This window comes from Shewanella sp. OMA3-2 (assembly GCF_021513195.1).
GTDB lineage: Bacteria > Pseudomonadota > Gammaproteobacteria > Enterobacterales > Shewanellaceae > Shewanella.
The window spans coordinates 1723841-1749471 of record NZ_CP090974.1 but is presented as its reverse complement, the minus strand read 5'-3'; the positions used below and the strand labels follow the sequence as shown (position 1 = coordinate 1749471).

General features: G+C 40.5%; 18 protein-coding genes, 2 tRNA genes and 4 pseudogenes. 7 read left to right on the top strand and 17 right to left on the bottom strand.

The window, feature by feature from the left end:
* Window positions 1-50: 50 nt before the first annotated feature.
* The 6 genes from L0B17_RS07770 to L0B17_RS07745 form a co-directional block, all read right to left on the bottom strand.
* Complete coding sequence (locus L0B17_RS07770; protein ID WP_336246492.1) at window positions 51-1175, bottom strand: HupE/UreJ family protein; 1125 nt, start codon at window positions 1173-1175, stop codon at window positions 51-53.
* Window positions 1176-1207: 32 nt separating this feature from the next.
* Window positions 1208-2305, bottom strand: coding sequence for a tetratricopeptide repeat protein (locus L0B17_RS07765; RefSeq protein WP_235089043.1), 1098 nt, complete (start codon window positions 2303-2305; stop codon window positions 1208-1210).
* Between the two features lie 61 nt (window positions 2306-2366).
* A complete protein-coding gene (locus L0B17_RS07760) occupies window positions 2367-2885 on the bottom strand; it encodes an Ig-like domain-containing protein (RefSeq protein WP_235089042.1) in 519 nt (172 codons plus the stop codon).
* Between the two features lie 10 nt (window positions 2886-2895).
* Window positions 2896-4485 carry a DUF4331 domain-containing protein gene (locus L0B17_RS07755; protein WP_235089041.1) on the bottom strand — a complete coding sequence of 530 codons (1590 nt, stop codon included), beginning with the start codon at window positions 4483-4485 and terminating at the stop codon, window positions 2896-2898.
* A gap of 333 nt (window positions 4486-4818) precedes the next feature.
* Complete coding sequence (locus L0B17_RS07750; RefSeq protein ID WP_235089040.1) at window positions 4819-5559, bottom strand: anti-sigma factor; 741 nt, start codon at window positions 5557-5559, stop codon at window positions 4819-4821.
* Window positions 5556-6092, bottom strand: a complete 537-nt coding sequence (locus L0B17_RS07745) for a sigma-70 family RNA polymerase sigma factor (RefSeq protein WP_235089031.1) — start codon at window positions 6090-6092, stop codon at window positions 5556-5558. The genes L0B17_RS07750 and L0B17_RS07745 overlap by 4 nt, the downstream gene beginning before the upstream one ends.
* An 874-nt stretch (window positions 6093-6966) precedes the next feature.
* On the opposite strand from L0B17_RS07745, the pseudogene gdhA reads away from it, so the two are divergent.
* The 3 genes and pseudogenes from gdhA (at window position 6967) to tyrS (ending at window position 10900) form a co-directional block, all read left to right on the top strand.
* Window positions 6967-8311, top strand: a pseudogene (gene gdhA, locus L0B17_RS07740) (NADP-specific glutamate dehydrogenase).
* 447 nt (window positions 8312-8758) lie between these two features.
* The gene (locus L0B17_RS07735; RefSeq protein WP_235089029.1) at window positions 8759-9568 is read left to right on the top strand and encodes a LuxR family transcriptional regulator; all 810 of its coding nucleotides are present in this window, start codon (window positions 8759-8761) and stop codon (window positions 9566-9568) included.
* Between the two features lie 78 nt (window positions 9569-9646).
* Window positions 9647-10900, top strand: coding sequence for a tyrosine--tRNA ligase (gene tyrS, locus L0B17_RS07730; RefSeq protein WP_235089027.1), 1254 nt, complete (start codon window positions 9647-9649; stop codon window positions 10898-10900).
* A 535-nt stretch (window positions 10901-11435) separates the two neighbouring features.
* On the opposite strand, the gene L0B17_RS07725 is transcribed toward tyrS, so the two are convergent.
* Both L0B17_RS07725 and L0B17_RS07720 read right to left on the bottom strand, forming a co-directional pair.
* On the bottom strand, window positions 11436-11828 hold the full coding sequence (locus tag L0B17_RS07725) for a type II toxin-antitoxin system death-on-curing family toxin (RefSeq protein WP_235089018.1): 393 nt from the start codon (window positions 11826-11828) through the stop codon (window positions 11436-11438).
* Window positions 11828-11998 carry an acetyltransferase gene (locus L0B17_RS07720; RefSeq protein WP_235089016.1) on the bottom strand — a complete coding sequence of 57 codons (171 nt, stop codon included), beginning with the start codon at window positions 11996-11998 and terminating at the stop codon, window positions 11828-11830. Before L0B17_RS07720 ends, L0B17_RS07725 begins: the two co-directional genes overlap by 1 nt.
* 316 nt (window positions 11999-12314) lie before the next feature.
* Between L0B17_RS07720 and L0B17_RS18270 the strand changes: the two are divergent.
* Window positions 12315-12482 (top strand): annotated as a pseudogene (locus L0B17_RS18270) (group II intron reverse transcriptase/maturase); the annotation flags it as partial.
* 94 nt (window positions 12483-12576) lie between these two features.
* Here L0B17_RS18270 and L0B17_RS07710 read toward each other — a convergent pair.
* The 4 genes from L0B17_RS07710 to L0B17_RS07695 all read right to left on the bottom strand — a co-directional run bounded on the left by L0B17_RS07710 (window position 12577) and on the right by L0B17_RS07695 (window position 15872).
* The gene (locus L0B17_RS07710; RefSeq protein WP_235089014.1) at window positions 12577-12855 is read right to left on the bottom strand and encodes a hypothetical protein; all 279 of its coding nucleotides are present in this window, start codon (window positions 12853-12855) and stop codon (window positions 12577-12579) included.
* A gap of 90 nt (window positions 12856-12945) precedes the next feature.
* Complete coding sequence (locus L0B17_RS07705; protein WP_235089011.1) at window positions 12946-13323, bottom strand: hypothetical protein; 378 nt, start codon at window positions 13321-13323, stop codon at window positions 12946-12948.
* Window positions 13324-14253: 930 nt separating this feature from the next.
* Window positions 14254-15684, bottom strand: coding sequence for a site-specific integrase (locus tag L0B17_RS07700; protein WP_235089010.1), 1431 nt, complete (start codon window positions 15682-15684; stop codon window positions 14254-14256).
* 98 nt (window positions 15685-15782) lie between these two features.
* Window positions 15783-15872: transfer RNA gene (locus L0B17_RS07695), tRNA-Ser, on the bottom strand.
* A gap of 243 nt (window positions 15873-16115) precedes the next feature.
* Between L0B17_RS07695 and L0B17_RS07690 the strand changes: the two are divergent.
* Both L0B17_RS07690 and fabA read left to right on the top strand, forming a co-directional pair.
* Window positions 16116-17872 (top strand): annotated as a pseudogene (locus tag L0B17_RS07690) (S16 family serine protease).
* A gap of 76 nt (window positions 17873-17948) precedes the next feature.
* Window positions 17949-18464, top strand: coding sequence for a bifunctional 3-hydroxydecanoyl-ACP dehydratase/trans-2-decenoyl-ACP isomerase (fabA, locus tag L0B17_RS07685; protein WP_235089009.1), 516 nt, complete (start codon window positions 17949-17951; stop codon window positions 18462-18464).
* Window positions 18465-18543: 79 nt separating this feature from the next.
* Here the strand turns inward: fabA and rmf are convergent, their stop codons facing one another.
* The 5 genes and pseudogenes from rmf to rlmKL form a co-directional block, all read right to left on the bottom strand.
* Window positions 18544-18720, bottom strand: a complete 177-nt coding sequence (gene rmf / locus L0B17_RS07680) for a ribosome modulation factor (RefSeq protein ID WP_235089008.1) — start codon at window positions 18718-18720, stop codon at window positions 18544-18546.
* 265 nt (window positions 18721-18985) lie between these two features.
* Complete coding sequence (locus L0B17_RS07675) at window positions 18986-20890, bottom strand: DUF3466 family protein (protein ID WP_235089007.1); 1905 nt, start codon at window positions 20888-20890, stop codon at window positions 18986-18988.
* Window positions 20891-20916: 26 nt separating this feature from the next.
* Window positions 20917-22833, bottom strand: a complete 1917-nt coding sequence (locus tag L0B17_RS07670; protein ID WP_235089006.1) for an ABC transporter ATP-binding protein — start codon at window positions 22831-22833, stop codon at window positions 20917-20919.
* 1 nt (window position 22834) lies between these two features.
* Window positions 22835-23065: a glutaredoxin family protein gene (locus L0B17_RS07665; RefSeq protein ID WP_235089005.1), complete on the bottom strand. Its 231-nt coding sequence runs from the start codon at window positions 23063-23065 to the stop codon at window positions 22835-22837.
* Window positions 23055-25189 (bottom strand): annotated as a pseudogene (rlmKL, locus tag L0B17_RS07660) (bifunctional 23S rRNA (guanine(2069)-N(7))-methyltransferase RlmK/23S rRNA (guanine(2445)-N(2))-methyltransferase RlmL). The gene L0B17_RS07665 and the pseudogene rlmKL overlap by 11 nt, the downstream one beginning before the upstream one ends.
* A 309-nt stretch (window positions 25190-25498) precedes the next feature.
* On the opposite strand from rlmKL, the gene L0B17_RS07655 reads away from it, so the two are divergent.
* Window positions 25499-25575: transfer RNA gene (locus L0B17_RS07655), tRNA-Met, on the top strand.
* Window positions 25576-25631: the final 56 nt, after the last annotated feature.

Below are 25631 nucleotides of genomic sequence, written 5' to 3'. Positions count from 1 at the left end.
AAGTTAACCCCTCTAAAATAGCAACATCTATAATATGTCGATATTACCTATTAAAAGCGTTCTATAGACCACTGAATGGCCATTAAGGCAATCATGATTGACCCCAGTTGCATCCCCCACTTTTTATACCAGAGTGTGTGGCGAACCAACATTAACAAAGGTAATACCAGCATTAAAATAGCGAGTTGCCCAACTTCTACACCTAAGTTGAACGCTAGAATAGTGAATACTTTTTGATTTTCAGGTAATCCAAGTTCACCTAAAACTCCCGCAAACCCCATACCGTGTAATAAGCCAAATGCAAAGGTAATCCAGCCTAATCTCAACACGACTGGCCAAACATTATTCAAGGCTGCTAACAATACTGATAAGGCAATACCCAGCTCTATCCAGTGGCTACTAAAATTAATAACACCCATTGCTGTGGTGGTAAGCGTAATTGAATGCGCCAGCGTAAATGCGGTAACAATCCAAGCAGTTTGTTTTACAATTTGGATTTTACTTTTAATCCCTTGCCATTGTTTTTGCTCGCGGCTTAATACACACGTTAGCAGTAAAGCTAATAAAAATAGAATATGGTCGGTGCCTTTCCAAATATGAATAATGCCTTGATAAACATACTCAACAAAGGTATCGCTAATTTGGCTTTCAGCGAGATTAATCAACAAGGTGCGATTATCATTACTGATGACTCGAGTATATTGATGCTCGGGTGCTTCAATAGTGACTATCGATTTATGGTCGGTATCGATTTCAAACATCGCTTGATAATCAATTTTTAATGCCCCCATACTATGGCATTGGCCACTAAATGAAGTCACTAAATACCCTTCATTAAAATGTTGATCGATTTGCTGATCAACATCAAAAATTAGCCCGCAGGTTTGCTCACGACTGATCTGTAAAGCTGACTGTAAATACTGGCTAGTGGCAAGTTTATTAATCTGTATCTCTTGCCAGGTAAGTTGGCCATCTTGATTATTATCAATATCAATTAGCTGAGAAAGGTCAAATAGACGAAGTTGCCATGTTCCCTGAACTTGCCCCTGAGCGTCAATTTTTATCGACAAATAACTGGTGCTCATTTGATGAGCCATGCTGCCATAACTAGACAGAATTGCTAGTAAGATCACACAGACTTTCATCATCAATAATACTGGTTTAATTACATTCACTGTCTATTCCCTTATTATCCCAAATACACCGCTTATGCCGTCTCTTTATCTTGCTGGCTACTTTTTAACAGTGACCTAGCATTTTCGAGTAAAAGTCGATCGTTAATTTGCTTTGCCACCCGCCAATTAATTTTGGCCCAATAAAGTGCTTTTATCGGCTGCACATCTACGTATAAATAATATTGTGCCAGTTCTGATGCGTGTAAACTGTCTTGTCTTTGCTCACGCAACTCAACGCGTTGGGCAAATAATGTTTGCCATTCAAGGTTGGTATTAAGCTGCTTTTCTGCTTTAGCTAAGCGCAGTAATAAAGCATCATCTTTAACCGGATGTCTATTAACAATATCACCAATTTTATCAATAACTTGTTCATACTGATTTAGCGACATCTGCACATCGGCCCATAGGGCTAATAAACTGACAGGGGCAACATTTAACTCAATTTGCTGTAAATGCACTAATGCATTGTCGGCCTGTGCTTGCCTTAAAGCCATATCAGCCAGTATTTGGCTGATCCACTGTTTTTCTTGCTCATTAGTCGGGCTGTATACCGTGTATAACCTAGCTAGCTCTTGATAACTTTCTGCTAGTTTGCCGTTTTGTGCTGAAACCTCTAATGCACAGGCCGAAATAAGTAAAATGCTCGCCTTACCTATTAAGGCTAAACAAGCTTCACGCGCACTTATAATATCTCCTTGCACCAAATGAATATTGGCTTTTAATAACCAACTATTTATCGCTGAGGGATCTAAACTAATTGCGCGCTGCAACACTTTAATCGCTTTATCAAATTGATGTTGATGCTGTAATACTCGGGCATATAAATACAAGGTTTGTGCATCTGGGCTAGTGTTATTCATTTTCGCTTGGAGCCAAGCTTTAGCGCGACCATAACGATAATCGGCTTCTCCCGGATACTGCCCTTGTTCAATAAAGTCACTGATTTGGGTTAGACTAATTTGATCAGATTTAATGTTAGGAGAATCATCAAGCACTTTCCACTTTGCGACCACTTCATCATCACTTTTAGGTGTGTATGGCTCAGCCACACTGGTATTAGCCAACACTAAGCAGCCGCCGATTAAGGCTGTTATTGTGGCACGTTTTATTCTAGTTGCTACACCTTGCATATATTCTCCTAATGCCTTCCATGGCAATAAACGTCCTTGTATAACGGGTTAACTCATGCGGTTACTGATCAAGCAATAAGTCGTCGTAAAAGTTAATTCCGCTGACATCATTTTCTATTTCGCGGCCATTAATCCGTAACGGTTTATCATTAGCATTTTGTAAAAATGCCTCACGACTTAAACTTGAAAACTGCAACTGCTGAGCATCAATAGCGACCGACACCATCACATTTACCGGGGCATTAACACTATCGGTTACGGTAATCGTAAAGCTGTCCATGCCAGTGACTTCATTTGCTGGCGTATAAATGAACTCGCCATTAGCTTGTAAACTCACCATCCCTAACGTTGGTTGCTGTTTTAGCGTAAACATTAATGGATCATTGTCGCTGTCAGTAGCCTTAACTTGGCCCATAACGGCCGTTTCAGTCACTGTGGTTAGCATAATGTCGTCAGCTACAGGAGCTTGATTAACACTTTTCATCGCGTCATTATCAGAGTTACAACCGGCCAATAAACTGGCACTCAAAAGGCTGACTAACAATAGCGGTTTGGTTAAATTTCTAGTTGATGTATTCATCTAAGACTCCCTATTTTGAACCAGACAATGGCGTCGCTAGGTAAGGAAAGTGGTCCATCATCATGCTGGCATTCACAGGAGCACCATCAGTAAAGGGCACATTACCTACACTTGCATCATCGGTTGTACACAAACCTAAGTCAGTGTCGGTTCCGTTTACTGGGATCGGATAACATAAACGCCCCATCACAACACGTAGCGCAATATCAACCACATCATCACCAGGACGGCGGCCATTTGGGAAACCGGCTAAGTCATCGCCCGCAACACCAAAAGCTGACTGCATGTCACGTGGTTTAGCAGGAATACCTGTGTTTAATCGCAGCATTTCAGACGGCGTAACGGTTTCAAGTTGGTTTACACCGGCAAAACCGGTTAAAAATGCAGTAACAAGATCGGTACGAGGAAAGTTAGTCGGTGCTAGGGTTTCAATATTAGCGCCCAAGGTTTGATTCACTGCATCTTTAAACAGTATGTTTAGCAGCTCTGGTAAACTTGGGTGAGTCACATAATCAGCAAACTGAGTGTCATTTTTTGGATGTGCACTCGAGAATGTGTCTTTATCTTTTAAGCCAATAACCAGTTCATTAACTAACGGATTACCTAAACGAGACACCTGGGTAAGCGCCCCACCATTAACTTCAGTTTTACCGATTTTAGCGTTTGGATTTAAAATGCGCGCTTGCGGTAAGCTTGCCGTTGTCCATGCGCCAATGGTGCCGTTACCTTGAGTGGTTAAACAAGATTTTGGTACTTCGATAGACAGTGCCGTAACGTTTTTATCGACTAAATTATCGTTGTCACTTGATTGAGTAATGCCGCCTGGGAAGCCACCTTGATCGCCAGCACCGGGAGCACTATCACCTTCAACGGGTACATAGTTAACTAAATCAAACGTTTTACCTAGGTTAACTACGAATGGATCTTTACGTTGTCCAACAAACACCTTGGCAGGACTTGCACAACCTTCGATAGAAAATTGATACACAAACTGACTGGCGTAGTCGGCATAGGCTGCTGTGTCACCAAAGCTTTTATTACCGATATAATCAAGTGGCTTATGGAACATGGTGGCGCCATTACTGTTACTTAACACGGTAGCCATACCGTCGGTTTGTGGTCCTTTAACTAAACTCAGTTGATAAGACTCTGTAAAGTTAGCTGCACTTTGATCGCCAGCGGTAATAGCGCCAATATTTTTAAGCGGCACAGCTACCGTGCGTTGATTACCCGCAGGGCCAACGGTTAACGCAATACCTTGGTTGTTATTAGCTAATTCGTTAGTGAACTTAAATTGAAAGGTTAAATCTTCTACTGCATCACCATCATTGTCGATGTGAATGCTGTATACCGCTGCGGGATCCATTGCGTAATAGTTCGGTCCACCATAAGCGTCTTGTAATGGAATATAGTTAGCGATTAACGTGACGTATTCTTCACGTCCAGCCTCATAACTGTTAAAGGCATAAAAGTCAGTAGAGTCTAATGTTGGCATACGGGTAATGTTCGGTGCTTCTCTGTGGCTCGATGCAAAAGCATTTGCGCCTAATAAGCTGCTGCATACGATACTTGCGATAAGCGATACTTTGAGTACTTGCATGACTATTTCCTTGTTATTTAATAGAGTCATATCAGTAAACGGTTGAGCTGCGATATTGGATGCAACAAATTGGATTTAATTTTTACATTTAACCAAAGTAATTCTTAAGATACTGTTTTAATACAATTAAATATGAAATATATTTTTATTTTTTTTATAGAAAAAACTAATTTGGTAAATTAATGATAAAAAAAGGCCTGAATCAAATTCAGGCCATTTTTATTAAGTATCATGCTGTAAGCAATGCTAACCGTAATGGATTAATGCGCTACTGAGTCGCACTTACACTTTCAATAAATACCACAGTTACCATTCTGTCTACGGTTACTTTAGTTATAAGATCGCTAACTCAGCGGTGTAAAGTACCTCAGTAGGTAAACCATTAGGTGAGCCGTTTAATGGCTCTAAACTCACAGCTAACGCCACAATATCAACCGCATCAAACTGACTGTTTTTAGGCAATGATAATTGGCCTGATTTCGGCAACAAACCGAGTGATATCGGATTTTCTACACCCTTTGCTATCATCCACAACTCGTAATCTTTATTCGCCAATGGCTTGAAGTTACTGGTTGAACGTACCTCAATGGTGCTATCTGTCACTTCAATTAACCATAAAGCTTGTGACTGTGCGCCTTGTACAACCGCCATTTGTTGCGCAATAGGCATATCTATTGGTTGCTGCTTGACCATCACAACCGCCATTATGATTGCGGCGGCGGTAGCCAATGACGCGGCACCTTGCCATAAACGGGTTTTAAATGATGCTATAGACACCACATTAGATTCAGTGTCAGCCGTCAACTCAACACCTTGTCCAGTCTCGGTTTTAGCCTCAAGTGAAGTAAATCCAAGACGTAGACTAATTTGCTGCCATACTCGCGCGTCTGGTTTTATCGGCGCTAGCTTGTCATTCATGCCGTGTAAATGTTGCTCCCATACCCAGGTGCTTTCACGCAAGCTAGGGATTTGCATCATTAACTTTTGAAACCTACGACGTGCTTGACCACGTAATGTGCCCAATACATATTCAGCGGCTAATGCTTCTTTTAATTCGGGGTCGCGATAATTCATAATGCTAAACACCTCTGCAGTTGTTGTAAGCCTCTACGGATCCAGCTTTTAATCGTGCCAAGTGGTAAGTCTAAGTGCCCTACTACCTCATGATGTGTTAAGCCATTATAGTAAGCTAAATGAATAGCTTGCTTTTGCTGTGGTTCAAGCTCGCCCATACAGTCATCGAGTTTACTCTTAGCCACATCAGGACCATCATCTGGGGTTGACGCTTCAAAAATCGCTTCTTGCCCGTCCTCAAGTGCCTCTTCTTTTCTGACCTTGTGATAGCGCAGCATATCTAAAGCACGGTAACGGACAATACTGATCATCCAGGTTAATACCGCCCCCTTACCATGCTGATACTCTGTTGCGTTATGCCAAATTTTTACATAAGCCTCTTGTAACGCTTCTTCGGCCAGCTCTCGTCGCCCCAGCATTTTTAGGCTAACGGCAAACAACTGACCACTGGTCAATTGATACAATTCAGCAAAGGCCTGCTTATCACCGGCACCAGTTGCACTAAGCAACCCCAATAAAGTGTCTTGTTCCATAATCTGCAGCGCTTCCCATAATCATTCAATAGCATTATTGCGGCTTATCATTCATTTTATTTCATTCATTACATTGTGGCGTAAAAATACCTCCAACACAGTCTATACGTGGCAACAACGATATTAGATTCAAAAATTAAAATTAAAATCTCATGGGTCAAACTCATCATAGAGTCACAAATTAGCCAAGTGCACAATCTCATTCAGTCAATTCACTTTTACCAAACACCTAACCTGTTACTGCATCCGCTTATAAAGTGTTGCCACTTATGAGTTCAAAAGCCGGTTAATGGCAAATGCTTAAAAGCAATTATCAATAAAGTGCGTTCACTTACCTCAGCTGACAGCTTAGCTATTCATAGTAAAGCTATGCTCTACATGGTCGTCACTTCAAAGTGTCCTACAAATCATAGTTCACAACATTATTATCAATACTATTTAATGCGCATAGTAATGTTAAATAATAGATCGACTTCTTCATACTAGGCTCAACCTCTAAAAAAGCTCAACATTATAAAATGCATACAAATACATTTTAAAACAAAGTTTTTATGTATTTATTGGCTATAACACCACACGAGCAAAAGTCACAAAAATAACATATATATCAAACACTAAAACTTACACCCCAACAATATAAATGGTCTAACAACAAAGTGAACATATAATTAACGCTTGCTATTTATGTGAATTAAATGCATAAAACTACCATCTTAAGCATTTGATGACTTGGTTCTCATGGTACAGATGAGTCAATTTTTTTTACAAACCTTAGTGTTTTATGAAAGCAAACCAAGCATGTAGCACTTAGATTAATACAGGGCATGGCCTTTATCTGGCATAAAGCCGATGTGATTTACTATAGGAGTTAGCGATGAGTCATTCCCTTTCTAAAGAAAATTTTATAGCCCAAGTGGCAAAACGTAATGCTAACCAGCCAGAGTTTATTCAGGCTGTAAATGAGGTTATCACCTCCATTTGGCCATTTTTAGCTCAAAACCCACGTTATCTGGAACATGGGCTATTGGATCGTTTAGTAGAGCCTGAACGGCTGGTTCAATTTAGGGTAAGCTGGGTCAATGATTCAGGTCAGGTACAAGTCAATCGCGGTTATCGCATCCAACACAGCTCGGCCATAGGGCCAATTAAAGGTGGTATGCGTTTTCACCCTTCGGTAGATCTGTCAGTACTCAAATTTCTCGCCTTCGAGCAGACTTTCAAGAATGCCCTAACAACTTTACCCATGGGCGGAGGCAAAGGTGGCAGTGATTTCAATCCCAAAGGCAAGAGTCAGGGTGAAGTCATGCGCTTCTGCCAAGCATTAATGTTGGAACTTTATCGCCATCTGGGTGCTAACACCGATGTACCGGCTGGTGATATCGGTGTTGGCGGACGTGAAGTGGGTTATATGGCGGGCATGATGAAAAAGCTTACCAACAGCGCCGAATGTGTTTTCACCGGCAAGGGACTTTCATTCGGCGGCAGCTTGATCCGACCTGAAGCCACTGGTTATGGGCTCCTCTATTTTGTCGAAGCTATGTTAGCTAACAATAACCAATCTCTAGCTGGCATGACAGTCTCAGTATCGGGTTCTGGTAACGTGGCGCAATATGCCATCGAAAAAGCGATGGAATTGGGTGCGCGTGTCATCACAGCCTCTGACTCAGACGGCACTGTCTACGATCCATCAGGTTTTACCCTGGAGAAGTTAGCTAGACTTATGGAGTTAAAAAATGAACAACGTCAACGTGTAGCAGACTACGCCTATGAAATGGAGCTCGAATATTTTAGCGGCCGCACTCCTTGGCATCTACCGACTCAAGTTGCTTTACCTTGTGCCACCCAAAACGAATTGTTGGAAGAAGATGCCACGGTGCTAATCGCCAATGGCGTATTAGTGGTGGCTGAAGGGGCAAATATGCCGAGTAGCGCCGAAGCAGTAAAAGCCTTTCACGCAGCCAAGGTGCTATTTGCCCGGTAAAGCCGCTAATGCTGGCGGGGTTGCAACCTCTGGTTTAGAAATGAGTCAGAATGCGCAACGTCTGTCTTGGAGCCGAGAAAAAGTTGATGCTCGCCTCAAAGAGATAATGCAAAGTATTCATGCTACTTGTGTCAACTACGGTGAAGATAAAGAAGGCCATGTGAACTATGAGAATGGCGCGAATATCGCCGGTTTCGTCAAAGTGGCCGATGCCATGTTGGCACAGGGTGTTTACTAGCCCTGACATAATTAATTGTTAATCATACTAGATTACACATTCGCCAATGCAGACGATAGTCCATAACACTTACGTATAAATATCTACTTGCGATAATCTACTTAGTTATGGCCACTATCGCGTTTTTGGCCGTAACTAAGTTTATCGAGGATCTAAAAAACGGGATTAAGTAAACTTATAAAGTATCAATTTGAATCCCGCCCTTTTTATCAACATCTGCAACATACGACAAGGTTTAGCGGCAAATGAGTCACATTCAAACCAATCACAAAAGTGAGCGATTAAATACAATATTTAAGCTCAAGCCTTCAGTAAGTAAATCATCGTTTTTCTCACTTGCTGTGTCTGTATATCACCTGTTATTTTTTGCATAAAGCCAGCATTCATTTTTGAATAATAGCTAACATGATATATGCTTATCATTACTTTTCACCGACACGTAACTTCATGCTGAACGACACTTTCAATATAAAATTGTCAGAAGTGATTTCTGCGCTTAATACACCAAGATTTACCCCAAAACTGATGGGGATGATAAGCTTGGTTTTGCGTTTCGATTGTGCGGTTATACTCGGCTATCGAGAAGGTAAGCGTCCTATTTATCTGTATGACTCAATCGAAAGTGATCGTGAATTGTTGTTTCAATATTATCTCACCACATCGTTTCAACATGATCCCTTCTATCAAAAATTAACTATCCAGAAGCAGCAAGGTATTTTTACGTTAAAAGACGTTGTACATAAAAACCTCGATTATAAAGCCTATTGTCAGCAGTTTTATCATCAAACAGGCTGGAAAGATGAGTTGAGTATGTTGATTGAGATTGAACCAGAGCGATGGGTGATGCTTTATTTCGGTCATATGCGGGACGATAAATGTTTTACTCAGCAACAAATCAGTAAACTTAAATCCTACTTTTGTATCATTCAATCTTTGTGTCAGCAGCACTGGAAGCAAAACGAATTCAATTTAGCCGAAACGGTATTGAATCGCAGTCATTCATCAACTGAAATACGTGAGTCTATTCAACAAGCACTAACCACTTTCGGGCAAGCATTACTCACCAAACGTGAGCAAGAAGTCGTGGCGCTAATTGCTCAAGGTTTTGATACCGAAGATATCGCTAAGCAGCTTAATATCACCCAAGGCACGGTAAAGAACCATCGAAAACGTATTTATGTACAGTTAAATGTCGCTTCACTGAGTGAGTTATTTCAATTGTTTTTTAACCATATGATCACTTATTCAAGATCATAAACTGTCCCTTTTAGGATATGTTGAGTGTGTGCATTGCGCCTTAATCTAGATGCGACTCTAGCTTCTAAGGACAAGACAATGACACTAATCCAAGATTTACAAGCTCGTGGTTTAATCGCCAATACCAGTGACTTAAAGCAAATACAACAACTCCTCAATAAGCCTCAAACGGTATATTGTGGTTTTGATCCAACCGCAAACAGTTTGCACATCGGCCATCTTGTACCACTTATCATGCTCAAACGTTTTCAGGATGCAGGACATCAAGCAATTTCTTTAATTGGTGGGGCAACGGGTATGATTGGTGATCCCAGTTTTAAAGCCACTGAACGAAGTTTACATTCAGAAGATGTGGTCTCTGGATGGGGACAAGATTTGTCTAATCAGATCCAACAATTAATGCATAATAAAACTAAGCCTATACTGATGGTTAACAATGCTAACTGGGTTAAGAACATAAATGTGATTGATTTTTTTCGTGACGTGGGTAAACACTTCTCGGTAAATAGTATGATTAATCGCGAATCGGTAAAACAGCGTTTACAGCGTCCAGACCAGGGAATTTCATTCACTGAGTTCAGTTACTCACTGCTGCAATCTTATGACTTTGCAGAGCTTAATCGTCAATATGCTTGTCGTTTGCAAATTGGTGGTAATGACCAATGGGGCAATATCGTCAGCGGCATCGATTTCACCCGTCGTCAAAACAATGAGCAAGTATTTGGGCTTACATTACCGTTAATCACTAAATCGGATGGCACTAAATTTGGTAAAACCGAAGGTGGCGCGGTGTGGCTCAACCCCATCAAAACATCGCCTTATTCTTTTTATCAATTTTGGTTATCGGTGGACGATGCCGATGTTTACAACTTCTTGCGCTATTACACTTTTTTGAGTTGTGACGACATCGCGGAGATTGAGGCACAAGACAATGCCAATACCAGTAAGCCTAAAGCGCAACGCATGCTGGCAGCACAAATGACACATTTTGTTCATGGTGATGAGGGGCTAGCAAGTGCTGAGCGGATTACTCAAGCCTTGTTTAGCGGTAACGTACAACAATTGAGTTTGAATGAACTCAAGCAGCTTGAGCTAGATGGTTTGCCGTGTATACAAAGCACGCAACATGATTTAGTTGAGTTATTAGTTCAATCAGGTTTGGCTAATTCGAAACGTATTGCAAGAGAGTTGATTGAAAGTAATGCTATTAGCATCAATGGAGAAAAAGTTGAGTCAGGTAACTCAACATTGAGCTTCCCTTTGTATGATCAATATTGGTTAATTCAACGCGGGAAAAAGCACTACGGCTTGGTCAAACGAGTGTCAGATTAAGTGTGATACAAGCTCATAAAGCTGGCCAAATATTGGTGTTGCGGACTTCATCAAAATAGCAAATAAAGTCATTGATAGCCATTCAAGAGACTGTATATTTGATGACTATTATGTGTATCTGTAACACCAATATTACGACTAGCTTATGCGCCATAATCGCCTTTCTAGTCAACTGGTTAGCTGATAAACCTGTGGGCTCACAGCCCTATCTCTCGCCAAACTAAAAGCCTTATCTTTCGATAGGCCTCTTCATTAGAATATGGCGGAGGGATAGCCTGCTTGTAATAAAGAGGAACCCAGGGTTTAAAGCCCTTTCTTTCGCCCAAATAAAAAGGCTCATCATTTCTGATGAGCCTTTTTATTTGAATGTGGCGGAGGGATAGGGATTTGAACCCAAGCAATCAGCCACAAAATAAAACTAAAATTCATTATAATCAATCACTAATCGAAAAATCACATCTCAGATAGTGAACATTCGTAGTCGATATATGACATTTAAATATTTATTGAGTATTTTGTCAATTTAAAAACAATACTACTGATTTTCTTGCGCATATTGGGCATACAATATGTCAGCAAAATCACTTTCACCAATCACACCAAGAACTAAATCTCTTACTGCATCGGCTAATAGTGTGTTGTCGCTTGTAAGTTCAAAATCATTTAATGACAAATACTCAAGTGCAACAATCAATCCTGTGCGTTTATTCGCATCTGGTAGTGAATGAGCAATAGCAATACTTGCAGTATATTTTGCAGCAATTTCAAAAATATCATCTAAACCATCGTACACAATTGCATTATCAATACGCCCTAATGCACCTTGTAATTTTGAAACATCTACCTGCCCTTTCATGCCAGGTTCAGTTTCTAAAATAAAAGTATTGATTTCGATAACACGCTCGAATGGAAAGCAAATGATATCCATTACATATCAGCCAATTTCTCGAACGTTTTACGGTGTGTTCTCAAAGCTAGCTTTGTCTCAGACTTAACAATTTGTTGTCCATAAATTCCAGACAAATCAAGCTCTTTAGTGGCTGTTATTTTCGGACGAATAATTGCATTAACACCATATGCCTCAACTTTCTTGTTCATCTTGAATTCCTCAACTGTGATGCTAGGTTTGCATAATACCAAATTAGCTATCACCATAAAGCTTTAAATCATTATGACTGTTAATGCTGCATACTACCATCCATCCCGATCGCCTAATAATATCCATGCCGATCACTTTTGGATTCAGTGCTGAGTGTAGTGTGAATAAAGAGCTGGAAAGTCGAGGGCATCAATTCGCCCGCTACGCGGACGATTTTATCATCTTGGTAAAGTTTCAACTCGCAGGCGAACGAGTACTAATGAGCATTACTCAATACCTTGCCACTAGGCTAAACTGGTTGTAAATGAACAGAAAATCCAAGCCGCTGTTGCTTGTGGTATCACAAGTAAAGGCCCTTGGCGTAGCTCTAAAACACCTGGGATACAGCAAGCGCTGAGTAATGAATATCTGAAGAAAGCAGGATTATATTCATTGAGAGACGGATGGATCGCAGTTCAATATCCTAACCAGAAAGCTAGTTAGATGTTCTAAATGAACCGCCCTGTGCGGAGCCGCATGCAGGGTGGTGTGGGGGCTGGAGGCTAGATACCTCCGGCTACCCGATTATAAGACATTGTTAATGATTACCATCTGAGCCAGCCCCGCTACTATCTCTGGGGCCGCCACCAAATTCAGAATGTTTCTTGATAGGGCGATCCTGACTTTTGTTAAATTGCCAAAGAGCAATTGCAGCTATATATGGGATTAACCAGGCGATAATGATTTGTGCAACTTTTTGAACAGTATCTAAGTCATCTCTTTTCGCCAAGAAAAATGAAACTGCTAGATTCAGTACAAGATAAATGGCTAGTGCAACGTACACGATAAAAAAAGAGTCCATCTCATACTTTTCCATGGCTTATAACGCTAAGCTAAGCAGAAAACTACAGTTGGCTATAATCGCGAAGCGATGGCCGACTTTAGTTTTTCTGATTTTAGCGCCTTGTTATGTTTTTTCTAGGTAAACGGTAGAACCTGCGGTGCAACCGTAACCAAAGTTTAAGTAATTTGCCATTACAGAGAAGCCCGATAATTTCGACTTCTTGATGGTGATCTCGGTAGAAAATACAGCACCCATTTGCTTGTGCTGAAGTGGAGCGACAAATATAGGCTTACCTTCGTGCTCTTGTGACAAAGTAAAATCTTGGAATGCTCGATCTTCGAGACTGTGCGGAGCCTCAATAGTGAATTGACATAACTCGGTGTCACACACTTTTTTGACGACTAACACACCTTCCTTTTTGATATATCCATTCGGATCGTTGCATTCCCAGCCAAATGATTGGGTAGATAATAATGCAACGAAAATAGATAGATACTTCATGACTCTCCTTGAAACATAACGCTTATTGAAGGGCTTGCGCTGTAAAGCCAGTCCCTTAACTTATTGATTAATATCATCCTACATTTACTATCTTATTGAAGTAAAGCAATAAAATATGACCCATGTAAAAAACAAACCGAGCTTGCGCGTAAAGTAGGATTTTCCTTTATTGTACTAAAAATTAAAGACAATAAAATCAGATAATTATGATTTCTATATTTTTAAAGTGATACAACTAAAGAACGATTTTCAATCGATTTTTAGCGTAAATCGATGAAACACCATTATAACTGTACATAAAATCAGTACGTACCATATAAAAGTGTCAATGCTGATTTTGTCTTTTACGCTTTTGATTTTCACATGCGTAGCATGTGGCTTTGGGGTTAAGGGGTTTCCCCTTGCCCGAGCTTGTATCCGACCTTTTTGGAACAAAAAGTGGGATACAAGCGTACCAAGTTACGTTGTAGTCCCACATAATTGTGGGCTGTTTTTGCTTCGCACTCACTGAGTGCGAAGCGGTTTAAATTGCATTCTTTACGTGAAATGAGCGTGAAATTAACGCGAAAAAAGTGAAAATTCGATTTCCCAGCAAGATTTACTATCGATTTACGCCCGTAGGATTTGATAAATGCTGCTGAGAAATGATGTCGCGGGTACGTTTCATTATTTCTCAGACTGGTATTGGTTCTGTGAGAGCAAATTTTGGCGTATAAAGTCACTCAGGATTTACTGACTGTTGTCATTTGTTCCATCCTACGGTGACCAATTAAGCCAAAAAAACGCTCATACAAATCAGTTTCCTCAATCATACGGGCGTAAATTAGCGCAAAAAGTAAAAAAGATACCGCTAGTGACCGACTAAGCGGTATGTCGTGCCTAATACCGCATCGGCAAGTGTTCCCCTTGACCCCTTTTCAATCAAACGCTTTATATGGGTTGTAACAAATTCAGCGCGTACTCGACTTTATCTACCACTGGATTGAGTGTTTTGACATCATATTGCTTACCGTATCGCCCATAAGTGATGTTGTGATAAGCGTGTCCAACAAGCTGTGCCACCATCGATTCTTCAATTTGTAGTTGTTTAAGCTCATCAATAAAGGTGTGACGGAATGAATAGGCTGTAGGTCGTTTACCTGCAATAAAGTTAAGTTGGTCGAGTAATTTGCCAAATTCACGACAAAACTTATGTGACCAAACACCATCGTTACTGGGTTGATAATGAAATAACGGACTGCTTGTTAACTGGCCGCTTTTTAACGGACTATTTTTTATGTGATAGCTTTTTGATGTTCGGTCAGTAATGGTTTGAACGAAATCTATAAAACCGAGTTCTATGAGTTTTTGATGTAGTGGAACGGTTCGTTTTGACTGTGCGGTCTTGAGTTGTTGGCTCATGCCATCATTGGTGACGTATATGACATTGATGCCATCGATGACGGTTATATCATTGCTGTGTAGCTGACAGGCTTCTGAAGGCCGTAAACCGTGATAGAGCATCAATAGTGTTATCCATTTAAAGTCAGCTTGTTTATCGATAAAGTCTTGTGATTGCAGTACGTGTTTTAATTGCTCAGGTTGCCAGCGCTGACGCGCTAAATCATGTCCAGCTTGATTACTTGGCTTGGACAGTTTCACTTCATCAAACGGATTAGCGCTGGTGTAGCGCATCAGTTTGCACCATTTAAAGAACTGCGACACAGCCGCGAGGTAGCCTTTATTACTTTTATGGCTTCGACCTTCTTCTAACAAGCAATCCTTGTATTCCATCGCCTCAGCGCTGGTGATGTCGAATACATCATCTAGGTGGGTTCGCTCAATAAAGTGGCCTATACGTTGATTTAGCTGCTTTACCGTTAAGACTGAGACAGACTGCTTTTGTTTAGACGCAATAAACTTAATTAGTGCATCCGTTAATGTGACGTTATCTACTGAATTTGTTTGCTTTTTACTACCCGAACTATTTGACAATGCCAAGTTTGTTGACGAGGGATAATTGTCATATGTCGCACTATTATGGGCTAATTGCGTTGGCCGAGTGGGAATAAACTGGATGATTTCCCGCACTGGTTTGGCATTTTCATCAAGCGTTTCGGTTACCCCAACAAAGCCTACACGCGCATCATTAATCAATTGATTAACGTGTGCTTTAAACACATCAGGCTGTGATTGTGGGGTTAAGTTACTGATTAATGGTCGTAAGATACCCGCAACCACAAGGTTACGACCTATCGCGATAGAGCGCTGTTTAGTGAGTAAGGATACTTTGATGTCGGCAGCGAAGCCTTTATCACGCAGAGAAGCAGGCAACACCATGCGGGTGTAATAGGTACAATTTGTGGCTCTGAATAGGTACATATGTCTCAGTCATCCGTTTTGGGTCTGAGAATATGATTTTTCAAATGCTAGAAAGCAAAAAAGCCGTTGATTATCAACGGCTTTTCTCGTATTTAATGTGGCGGAGGGATAGGGATTTGAACCCTAGAACGGGATAAACCGTTGCCGGTTTTCAAGACCGGTGCATTCGACCACTCTGCCATCCCTCCGAACGAGACGCATAATATAAGTATCTCTGGTGCTTGTAAACTATAAACTTTAAAAAAAAATCTAAATGTTTAGCATTTGACCACTATGATGTGTTTTTATGCAAAAAGGATTAAAACCGACCTACTTGGGCTTATATCCCTTAATAACTGTTAACTTGCTAGACGATTCATTTAAAGACTTTACAGCACTTTATGCTACTATTTGAGTCATTATTTTCCAGTATATCGCCCACTTATTAATTTATGAATCTAACATTGCTTCCTAGTGCCAAACTGGCACCACAATTTCATGTACCTAAAGAGGTACCAAGTACTTTTTATCCAAGTCACTTATTGCTGGGTCAGGATAGAGTTGTTGATAGCTTTAAATTAATGAATAAAGTAAGCGGGCAAAATCTGTTTCTGGCTGATTTTCCGGTGTGGACCGTGTCGATTTTATTGAAGCATTATGTACACAAGCTGACACGCCTGCGGATCAATACTTAGTGGCCACAAAATCGACAGAAGAACTCCTGCCGGTTAAATTTAAATGGCAACCACAACGTCCGCCAGAGAATGTAGGCACAATTGCCAAACAACAATCACTATTTTGTTATCTACAAGGCCCAATTAAACGCAATGACCTTATTGGAAAAATGCAGAAAACTGATAAAAATAGCCAATATAAAGCGGGTGCTTTAGCCTCTAATCATTTTGTGTTTATTTGCTTGCAATCAATTTGGAAGCGCGAAGGTCTATGGGAGTTGTTGTTACAAATCCTATCTGATGGTGAGTATCGTATTAATCAAGATTTAGCCCCTATTCCACTAAACTGTAAAATTATATTAGTTGGCTCGGGTATATCTTATAGTCACCTACAAAGTGAAGACAGATTATTTAGTCAGCATTTTCCGATATTGGCTGAAATAAGTTATGAGTTAGATTTAACCAAACATTCAGAAACGCAATATGTGCAGTGGTTAGCAACCTTAGCCAATAAGCAAGGTATAGTGCTGGAGACATCAAGCATATTACCGTTACTTTGGTACAGCTCTAGATTAATTGAGCACCAGCAAAGATTAAGTTTGAACATGATAGGTATGCGATCGTTAATGCTTCAAGCTAAGGCTTTCACACCTAGCCTACCAAGTAATAAACAAGGCAACGGCGTTAACAGTAATGCCGTGGCTAAAGCTCTACAGCAACTCAAGTTTCGTCACAATAGTTCAGAAATTTATTCAGCCCAAAGTTTTGATGATAACTTTATTAATCTCCCTACCGAAGGCGCTATGGTTGGGCAAATTAATGCATTAACGGTTATTGATAGTAGCGATTACTCTTACGGTGAACCTGCCCGTATTACAGCATCTGTACATTATGGTGACGGAGAAATTGCAGATATTGAAAGAAAATCTGAGCTTGGAGGCAATATTCATTCAAAAGGCATGATGATCCTTTCGTCTTGTTTATATCGCATCTTTGGCCGTGATGCGCCACTTCATTTAAATGCCAATATTGTTTTTGAACAATCCTATCAAGAGATTGATGGTGACAGTGCTTCACTAGCTGAATACTGCTGTTTAATGTCCGCCATTGCTGAACACCCTATTTTACAATCCTTAGCCATTACAGGTGCATTAGATCAGTTTGGTAATGTACAGGCCATTGGCGGTGTAAATGAGAAAATTGAAGGTTTCTTTAATTTATGTTCACGTAGAGGGTTAACGGGTGAACAAGGTGTTATTATTCCTAAGGCTAACATTTTACAATTAAACCTTGAGCCAGAGGTTATTGCTGCCGTAGCTGAGGAACAATTCCATATTTACGCTATTGAGCACATGGACCAAGCTGTTGAACTACTGATGTCTATTCCTGCAGGTGTGGCGAATGAAGATAATGATTTTCCACCAGAAACCTTATACGGTATGGTACAACAACGACTCGATCGTCTTGCAGGACATGGGGATGAGGTCGAACTTAACTTTTTTGCAAGATTATTAGCAAAATTAGGTATTATTTAGTGATCGGAGTTGTTTAGCTTACACGTGTTCGCTATCTTGTCTGCATCAAAAAGTCATTCTAGTGGTATTGAGAAAAATGGAAAGAGCAAACAGTTTTACCAAAGAACAACTCGTCGCATGTGGTCACGGCAATTTACTCGGCCCTAATCGCCCACGTTTACCCGTCGACAATATGTTAATGATGGATCGTATTATCACTATTAATGATGATGGCGGTGAATTTGGTAAAGGCGAAATCGTTGCTGAACTCGATATCAACCCTGATTTATGGTTTTTTGACTGCCACTTTATTACTGATCCTGTAATGCCAGGTTGCTTAGGCTTAGATGCTATGTGGCAATTAGTTGGGTTTTACTTAGGCTGGGAAGGCGCAGACGGCAAAGGCCGTGCATTAGGCGTTGGTGAAGTTAAATTTACTGGGCAAGTTTTACCAGATGCTAAAAAAGTGACCTATAGACTTAATATTAAACGCACTATTCACCGTAAATTGGTGATGGGTATTGCGGATGCCACATTAGAAGTGGATGGTCGTCAAATTTATTCAGCTAAAGATTTAAAAGTGGGCGTGTTTAGCGACACTTCTACTTTCTAAATCAAGCTTATCGTAATATATAAAAATGCCCTCAACGTGAGGGCATTTTTTGGTCTATATAATGCACAAATGATTCAGATCATTTATTAAATAGTCCATTCAACCTGCCATCAATACCTTCGCGCCAACCGCCAAGCCATTGCGAGCGGGGATCTAAACTAGCATAGGGACACAATTCCTTAGAGCGTCCTCCTATTCCAGCTTGAAATCCTTTTGAAAAAGCTCTATCTAATCGATCTCTTTTTTGTCTTTTCATGCAAGCGTCCTCGTTTGTGATTAAACTGACTCGCTATACCTAAAACCCATTATATTTAACAAGCCAGACAAATATAAATAGCTCGTTTTTCAAACAAGATCAACACAAAAAAACATCAATTACCATGAAGGTTAATTAACATATTGAGAATGAAAATAAAAAAAATCGAGAATATTTTCTCGATTTTTAATATTTCATAGCCTACACAATATCCGTATCAGCATTTGGCTTTTATCGCCACTTATCTGAGTTTAATAAACTGTGATTAACTAGCTGATTTTACTGTACGTCGTCTTAACCATAATAATGGCAGAGCAAATAACCATGCAAAACTCGCTGCACCTTTACGCTCATAAGGCTTTTCTTCTGGTACGTCAGTGTAAGTACACGCTTCACCGCTAGTGGGTTTTAATACCACCATACGCGGAAGATACGATGTTACCGGATTTCCGTTACCGTCTAGTGCAAAGTAAGGTAAGCCATTTTCTTCATTAATTATCAAGTTACCAAAAATATCGAATTGATACTGTGGTTTTCTAATAAATGCGGTGCCTACAATCGTACCATCTTCATTAATATTATTAGCTTCTACGACATAAAATTCTGAGTCATAGGTGAGCTCTTCACCTGTACCATCTTGGATAGTAATTTTTCTACGAGCCCATGAATCACCAGCGGCTTCATATCCTTTTGATTCACAAACCAAAAGGTTGTTAATATTGAGAAACTCTTTATCGGCATGATTATATAAAAAACCCGCTTTTGGTCTAGGTTTCTCTTTGTCGTAAGTGACTTCAATATGACCAACTACTTGGCCTTTATTATTAATGCCTTTCGCTTTACTACTCAGATCAGAAAGTCCTAGGTTAAAATCCTCAGGTGTTATCGGTAACTCGGTTGTATTATTAGAGTCAAAAATAAAAAACTTATCACGTAAATAACCCCCGATATATTTTCGGTAGTTACCAACCATTAGACCATCATCATTAACATCATATAAAGCGGAAGATAAAATATCATTATCTTTAAAATCTACCCAATTATACTGATATACACCATTTGCATCTTTCTTCCAGAAAGCGGCATCCTGGCGTAAATTGTTAGTGTCACCATTACGATAGACATGAGAGCGTCCAACTATATCTGCTTGACTATTAATACCTAATCCCTGTGCGGTAAATACCAGTGTTGAATCACCAGGAGTTAGCCCTAAAGGTAACTCGGTAACCAAAGGCTTACCCTCAGCATCAATATTATTTAAATCCCACACTAGTGCACGAGTTTGATATTGAATGTTACGACGGTTATTAACAGGATATTGCTCTGCTTGAACACAAATGTCGATAGGTAAAGGATTCTCTGCCTCAGGATTGTAATTATCTATACAAAGGTTGACTCGGTCTTTACTAAATGAAGCCAGTCCTGTACTACCGTAACCAGTGACTATATTGCTGTCATTAACAGCCGACGCAGAAGACCAACCACCTAACTCAACAGTAGCGGCAGGCTTGTCACCATTCGCTTCACGCGTAAAGGTGGTATATGGCGGAACCAAAGGCAATTCAACCGCTGGACTTTCGTTAGATTTAACCGCGACACCCCGCAGCTCAAAATCACGAATATACCAATAATCTTGATCTTCTAGGGTACCTTGATAAACTATTTTTTGTTCTGGCGCACTAAAGGCACCCACTTTAATGCCACTGCTATTCATACCGTACAAATAGCTATCAACTGAATTAACGACTTGCTTGCCTTCAGCGTCTAACGCATCAGGTGCGGTCGTACCAGCAATGCTAAAAAAAGTCGGCTTCCATGCTTCAGCGGCATTAGCTGCTGCAGTAAAAGTAAAATTATTTGCTTCAATTGGTTTATAAATTGAATAACTAATTTGCTCTGCTGGTGCAATACCGTCTTCAACATCTATGATGCCGCCTTCGATATCCTCTGTATTAAGTTTTTTCTTACCTTTTGAAATACCGACTAATTCATCGTTATTATCAACACCTAATGCATAACCTGCTCGAGTGCCTGTCAGCGTACCGCGTAAATCATAAGTGGCTTCATCTAGATTAACAATTTCATATACAGGGGCAGCTTGCGCACTGCCAATAACACTTAACACACTGATAGCAACCAATGATAAGGCTCTGTCTAACTTTAACTTCATGTAAACTATTCCTATTTTATTATTCTTTATTTTAATGATTCAAGCTCTTCCCAACGCTCAAAACATTTTTCTAAATTCTGTTCGGTTGTCGCTAATAGCTGTAATGCGTTATTAACCGTATCTTGCGGCTGACTATAAAAGTCAGCATTGTTGGTCTTTGCTTGTAAGGCTGCGATTTCTTGCTCTAACTGCTCCATTCTAGCGGGCAACTCGTCCAGTTCTAGTTGCATCTTATAAGATAGCTTTTTCACTGGTTTTTCAGCAGCCTTAGCAGGGGCAGCTTCTTTAACTACTGGAGCTTGGACAACGATTTCTGCCACAGGTTCCTCAGAATAAAACTTTGCCCCTTGAGATACCGCATCTTGGTAACCACCAACATACTCACTCCAATGGCCATTTCCGGTAAACCACCAGCTACTGGTAACCGTATTATCGATAAATGCCCTGTCGTGACTGACGATCAATAAAGTTCCTTCGAAATCAGCCAGTAATGACTCTAACAACTCTAAGGTCTCAATATCAAGATCGTTTGTTGGTTCATCTAGAATAATTAAGTTTGCTGGACGTAACAGTAACCGCGCAAGCAAGAGTCTGTTTTTCTCTCCGCCAGATAAGGCTTTAACGGGGGTTCTTGCTCGCATAGGCGAGAATAAGAAATCTTGTAAGTAGCTTAAAATATGGCGGTCTTGACCATTTACTGTGACTGTACTTTTGCCTTCACCGACGTTTTCTTCAACGGTTTTCTCAGGGTCAAGTGCTTCACGATACTGATCAAAGTAAGCGACCTCTAACTTGGTACCGACCTTAATTTCACCAGACTGTGGTTTAAGTTGGTCAATAAGTAGTTTAACTAAGGTTGATTTACCACAACCATTAGGCCCAATTAAGGCTATACGGTCGCCGCGCATCACTGTTGAACTGAAGTTTTTAACTAAGTTTTTCTCTGGAATGTTGTAATCAACATTTAGAATATCAAACACTAGTTTGCCAGAACGTTGACCATCAGACACTGCCATCTTGGCATTACCTTGACGATTTAAACGCTCCCCTCGTTCTCTGCGTAAAGCTTCAAGAGATCTCACTCGTCCTTCATTTCGAGTACGACGTGCTTTAACACCTTGTCTTATCCAGACTTCTTCTTCAGCCAATTTTTTATCAAACTGGGCATTCTTTTCAGCTTCAACTCTTAACCATTCTTGCTTGCCATCAAGATAAGCTTGATAGTTACCAGGCCAAGATGTCACCACACCTCGATCTAAGTCGACTATTCGGGTCGCCATACGTTGAATAAAACCACGGTCATGGCTGACAAATACAATAGCGCCTTTAAAATTCAATAAGAACTGCTCAAGCCATTCGATAGTATCGATATCTAAATGGTTGGTTGGTTCATCAAGTAATAATAAGTCTGGCTCGCTAACTAACGCACGCGCTAACGCGACTTTACGCTGCCAGCCACCTGACAATTCTGATAACGGTTTATCAGCATCTAAGCGAAGTAGCTCACAGGTTTGAATAATGCGCGAATCTAGCTGCCAACCGTTATTATGATCAAGAATGTCCTGAAGAGGCTGCATTTCCTTTAACATACGCTCCATTTCTTCGGGCGATGCATCGGCGATGTCGTGAGACAATTGATGATACTTCTCTAAAGCTTCACCAACTTCTTGTAAACCCGCGGCAATATACGCATAAACGGTGCCAGTTTCAGCTTTAGGAGGGTCTTGTTGTAAGCGACTGACATTCACATTATTAGTGATGTTAAATTCGCCATCGTCGAGTAATACATCACCCGACAAAATTTTCATTAAACTCGATTTTCCCGCACCATTACGGCCAACGATACACACCCGTTCGCCAGGCTCAATGGTAAAATCGGCATTTTGCAATAATGGCGTGTAACCATAGGCTAATGAGCCATTACTAATTCGAACAAGACTCACACTACTCTCCTAAAAATTGCGCTAATTCAGACGCATTAAAAGGCCAGCATATTTCACGCTGACCATTAGCAAACACGGGAATTGAAGTGCCATAGCGCTGGGCTAAGTCTGCAACTTCACAAATATCGACATGCTTAAAACTCACTTTTGATTGCTCAACCAAAGCTAAAGCTAACTCACATAAGTGACAGCCTTCGGTATGATACAACACATATTCACCATTACTTGGCATGGGTGATTAACCAAACATTATGAATATGAGGATTACGTTTAAAATCAAGCGGCAAACATTGGTCATCTATATTGACTACATTCATGCCCATCTTGGTGAGTAAATCGATATCCATTTTAAATTTACGTTTATTGTTGGAGAAGATAATTTCACCTCCTACTGCCAACAATTTGATCGCATCACCCAGCATATCGACGTAGTCACGTTGAACGTCCCAGCTGTCTTCCATACGTTTTGAGTTAGAAAATGTAGGCGGATCAATAAAAATAAGTTCATATTTATTATCACTATTCTCTTTAATCCACTGTAAACAGTCGGCTTGAACAAATTGATAATTTCTGCCGTTCAGACGGTTTAAAGCAAAGTTTTCTTTCGCCCAACCAATATAAGTATTAGACATATCAACCGTAGTAACCGATTTTGCCCCACCTAATGCTGCGTGAACCGATGCGGTGCCCGTGTAAGCAAATAGGTTTAATACATTACGGTCACGTGATTTTTCACCCACAAGTTTACGGGTAACACGATGATCTAAAAACAGACCCGTATCTAAGTAACCAGTTAAGTTTAATTTGAAGCGTGCACCATATTCTTGGGTGATCACTTCTAACTTTTTCTCATCCAACTTTTCATATTGATTGGTGCCTTTTTGGCGCTCGCGAGTCTTTAATGTAATTCGGTCTGGACTAATCCCCAAGGCACCGGTAAAGACAACAACACATCGCTAACACGACGTTTAGTAACAGCTTCAGGAATTGTCGCTGGCGCTGAATATTCTTGAATCACGACATAATCAACGTATTTGTCGATAGCGACGTTATATTCAGGTAAATCGGCATCATAGATACGGTAGCTGTTGATATTCTCTTTCTTTGCCCACTTTTCTAACTGCTTCATATTCTTTTTAATACGATTAGAAAACGCAGGAGCAATATCAACAATATCCACGCCTTCAGGCAATTCAGGCGCAATGCGGCGAGTATCGGTGGCATGTAAGGTATAAAGGTTAAACACACATTCGAGTGCACCGTTAAACATTTTCATTTGTTTATCGGCTTTCAGCTTCAGCGATGAGATAAGCTCTACATCACTACACAACATAGCCACTTTCCAACCACCAAATTCTTTTTTGAACTTGTCGCCTAGTTGATAGTAAAGCTGTAATAGCTCAGTCACACTTCCAAGACGCTCGCCATAAGGTGGGTTAGTGATTAAGAAGCCCTCGCTTACTGGTGGCGAGACATCTAAAGCGTCAGAAACCGTAAATTCAATAAACTCTGCTACACCAGCATTTTCAGCATTACGTTTAGCAATTGAAACGAGGTGCGCTTCAATATCAGATCCGTAAAACTTAATTTTACAACGGCTTTTACCTAAAGTGGCACGAGCCTGGGCTTCGTCAAAAATGGTTTGCCACATCGCTTTATTGTGACTTTGCCAATTTTCAAAACCAAATTTTTCACGTTTCAAGCCAGGTGCAATATCAGCGGCCATTAAAGCTGCTTCAATCAATACCGTACCGCTACCACAAAATGGGTCAAGGATAGTCGTTTGATTTGCTTGCCAGCCACTGCGTACCAACATATTGGCTGCCAGGTTTTCTTTTAACGGAGCTTCACCTGTTGTTGAACGGTAACCACGTTGATGTAACGATGCACCCGAAAAGTTCATCGAAATGGTGACTTGTCCATTACGGAAATGAGCATCAATTTTAAAATCAGGGTTTACCCTTTCAACATCTGGACGATTGTCACCATCGTCGCGGAAACGGTCAACTACAGCATCTTTGATTTTTAACGCACCAAACTGGGTGTTGTTAATAAAACCGCCAGTACCGTGAAAATCGATACTAAAAGTTTTTTTATTCGAAAAGTGCGATGGCCAATCAATACAGTAAGCAGCGTTATATAACTGCTCAGGTGACTCACAAGGTCCTTTATAGATAACCAACACAATTCGGCTTGCTAACCTTGTCCATAAAGTGATTCGATAGGCGAGTTCAAGGGGTGCAGAAAAATAAACACCTGCAACACTTTCTTTTACCTCTTGTGCACCGAATTCTTTCAGTTCACAAGCAAGGCTATATTCAAACCCTTTCGGGGAGGCAGCAAAAAAATTAAACATGGGTTGGCTAGTCATCTTTACTCAATAAATTCTGAGGCGCATTATACCTGTTCAAACGGATATCCCCAACGACTTATCTAATTTGGTCGTGCTTCTGTAACCTAACGTAACAATGATTGCTCTCTCTTCTAGAGCTTAACGCTACAAATCGCTATTTAAACAACCAAACAGAACACTTTACCCGCAAACAACTGCATATTTTAAAAATACACTTGCAAAGCCATAGGTCAGTCGTTATAGTTCGCTCCGCTTTGAAGGGCACAGCAAACTTTCTTAAGGATGCGAGTCATAAAAGCAGCGTTTATCGGACGCGGGATGGAGCAGTATGGTAGCTCGTCGGGCTCATAACCCGAAGGTCGTCGGTTCAAATCCGGCTCCCGCAACCAATAAAATAGTGTTGTTAAGTTTGTAGATATGATGGGCTCAGCTCTTATTACCTACA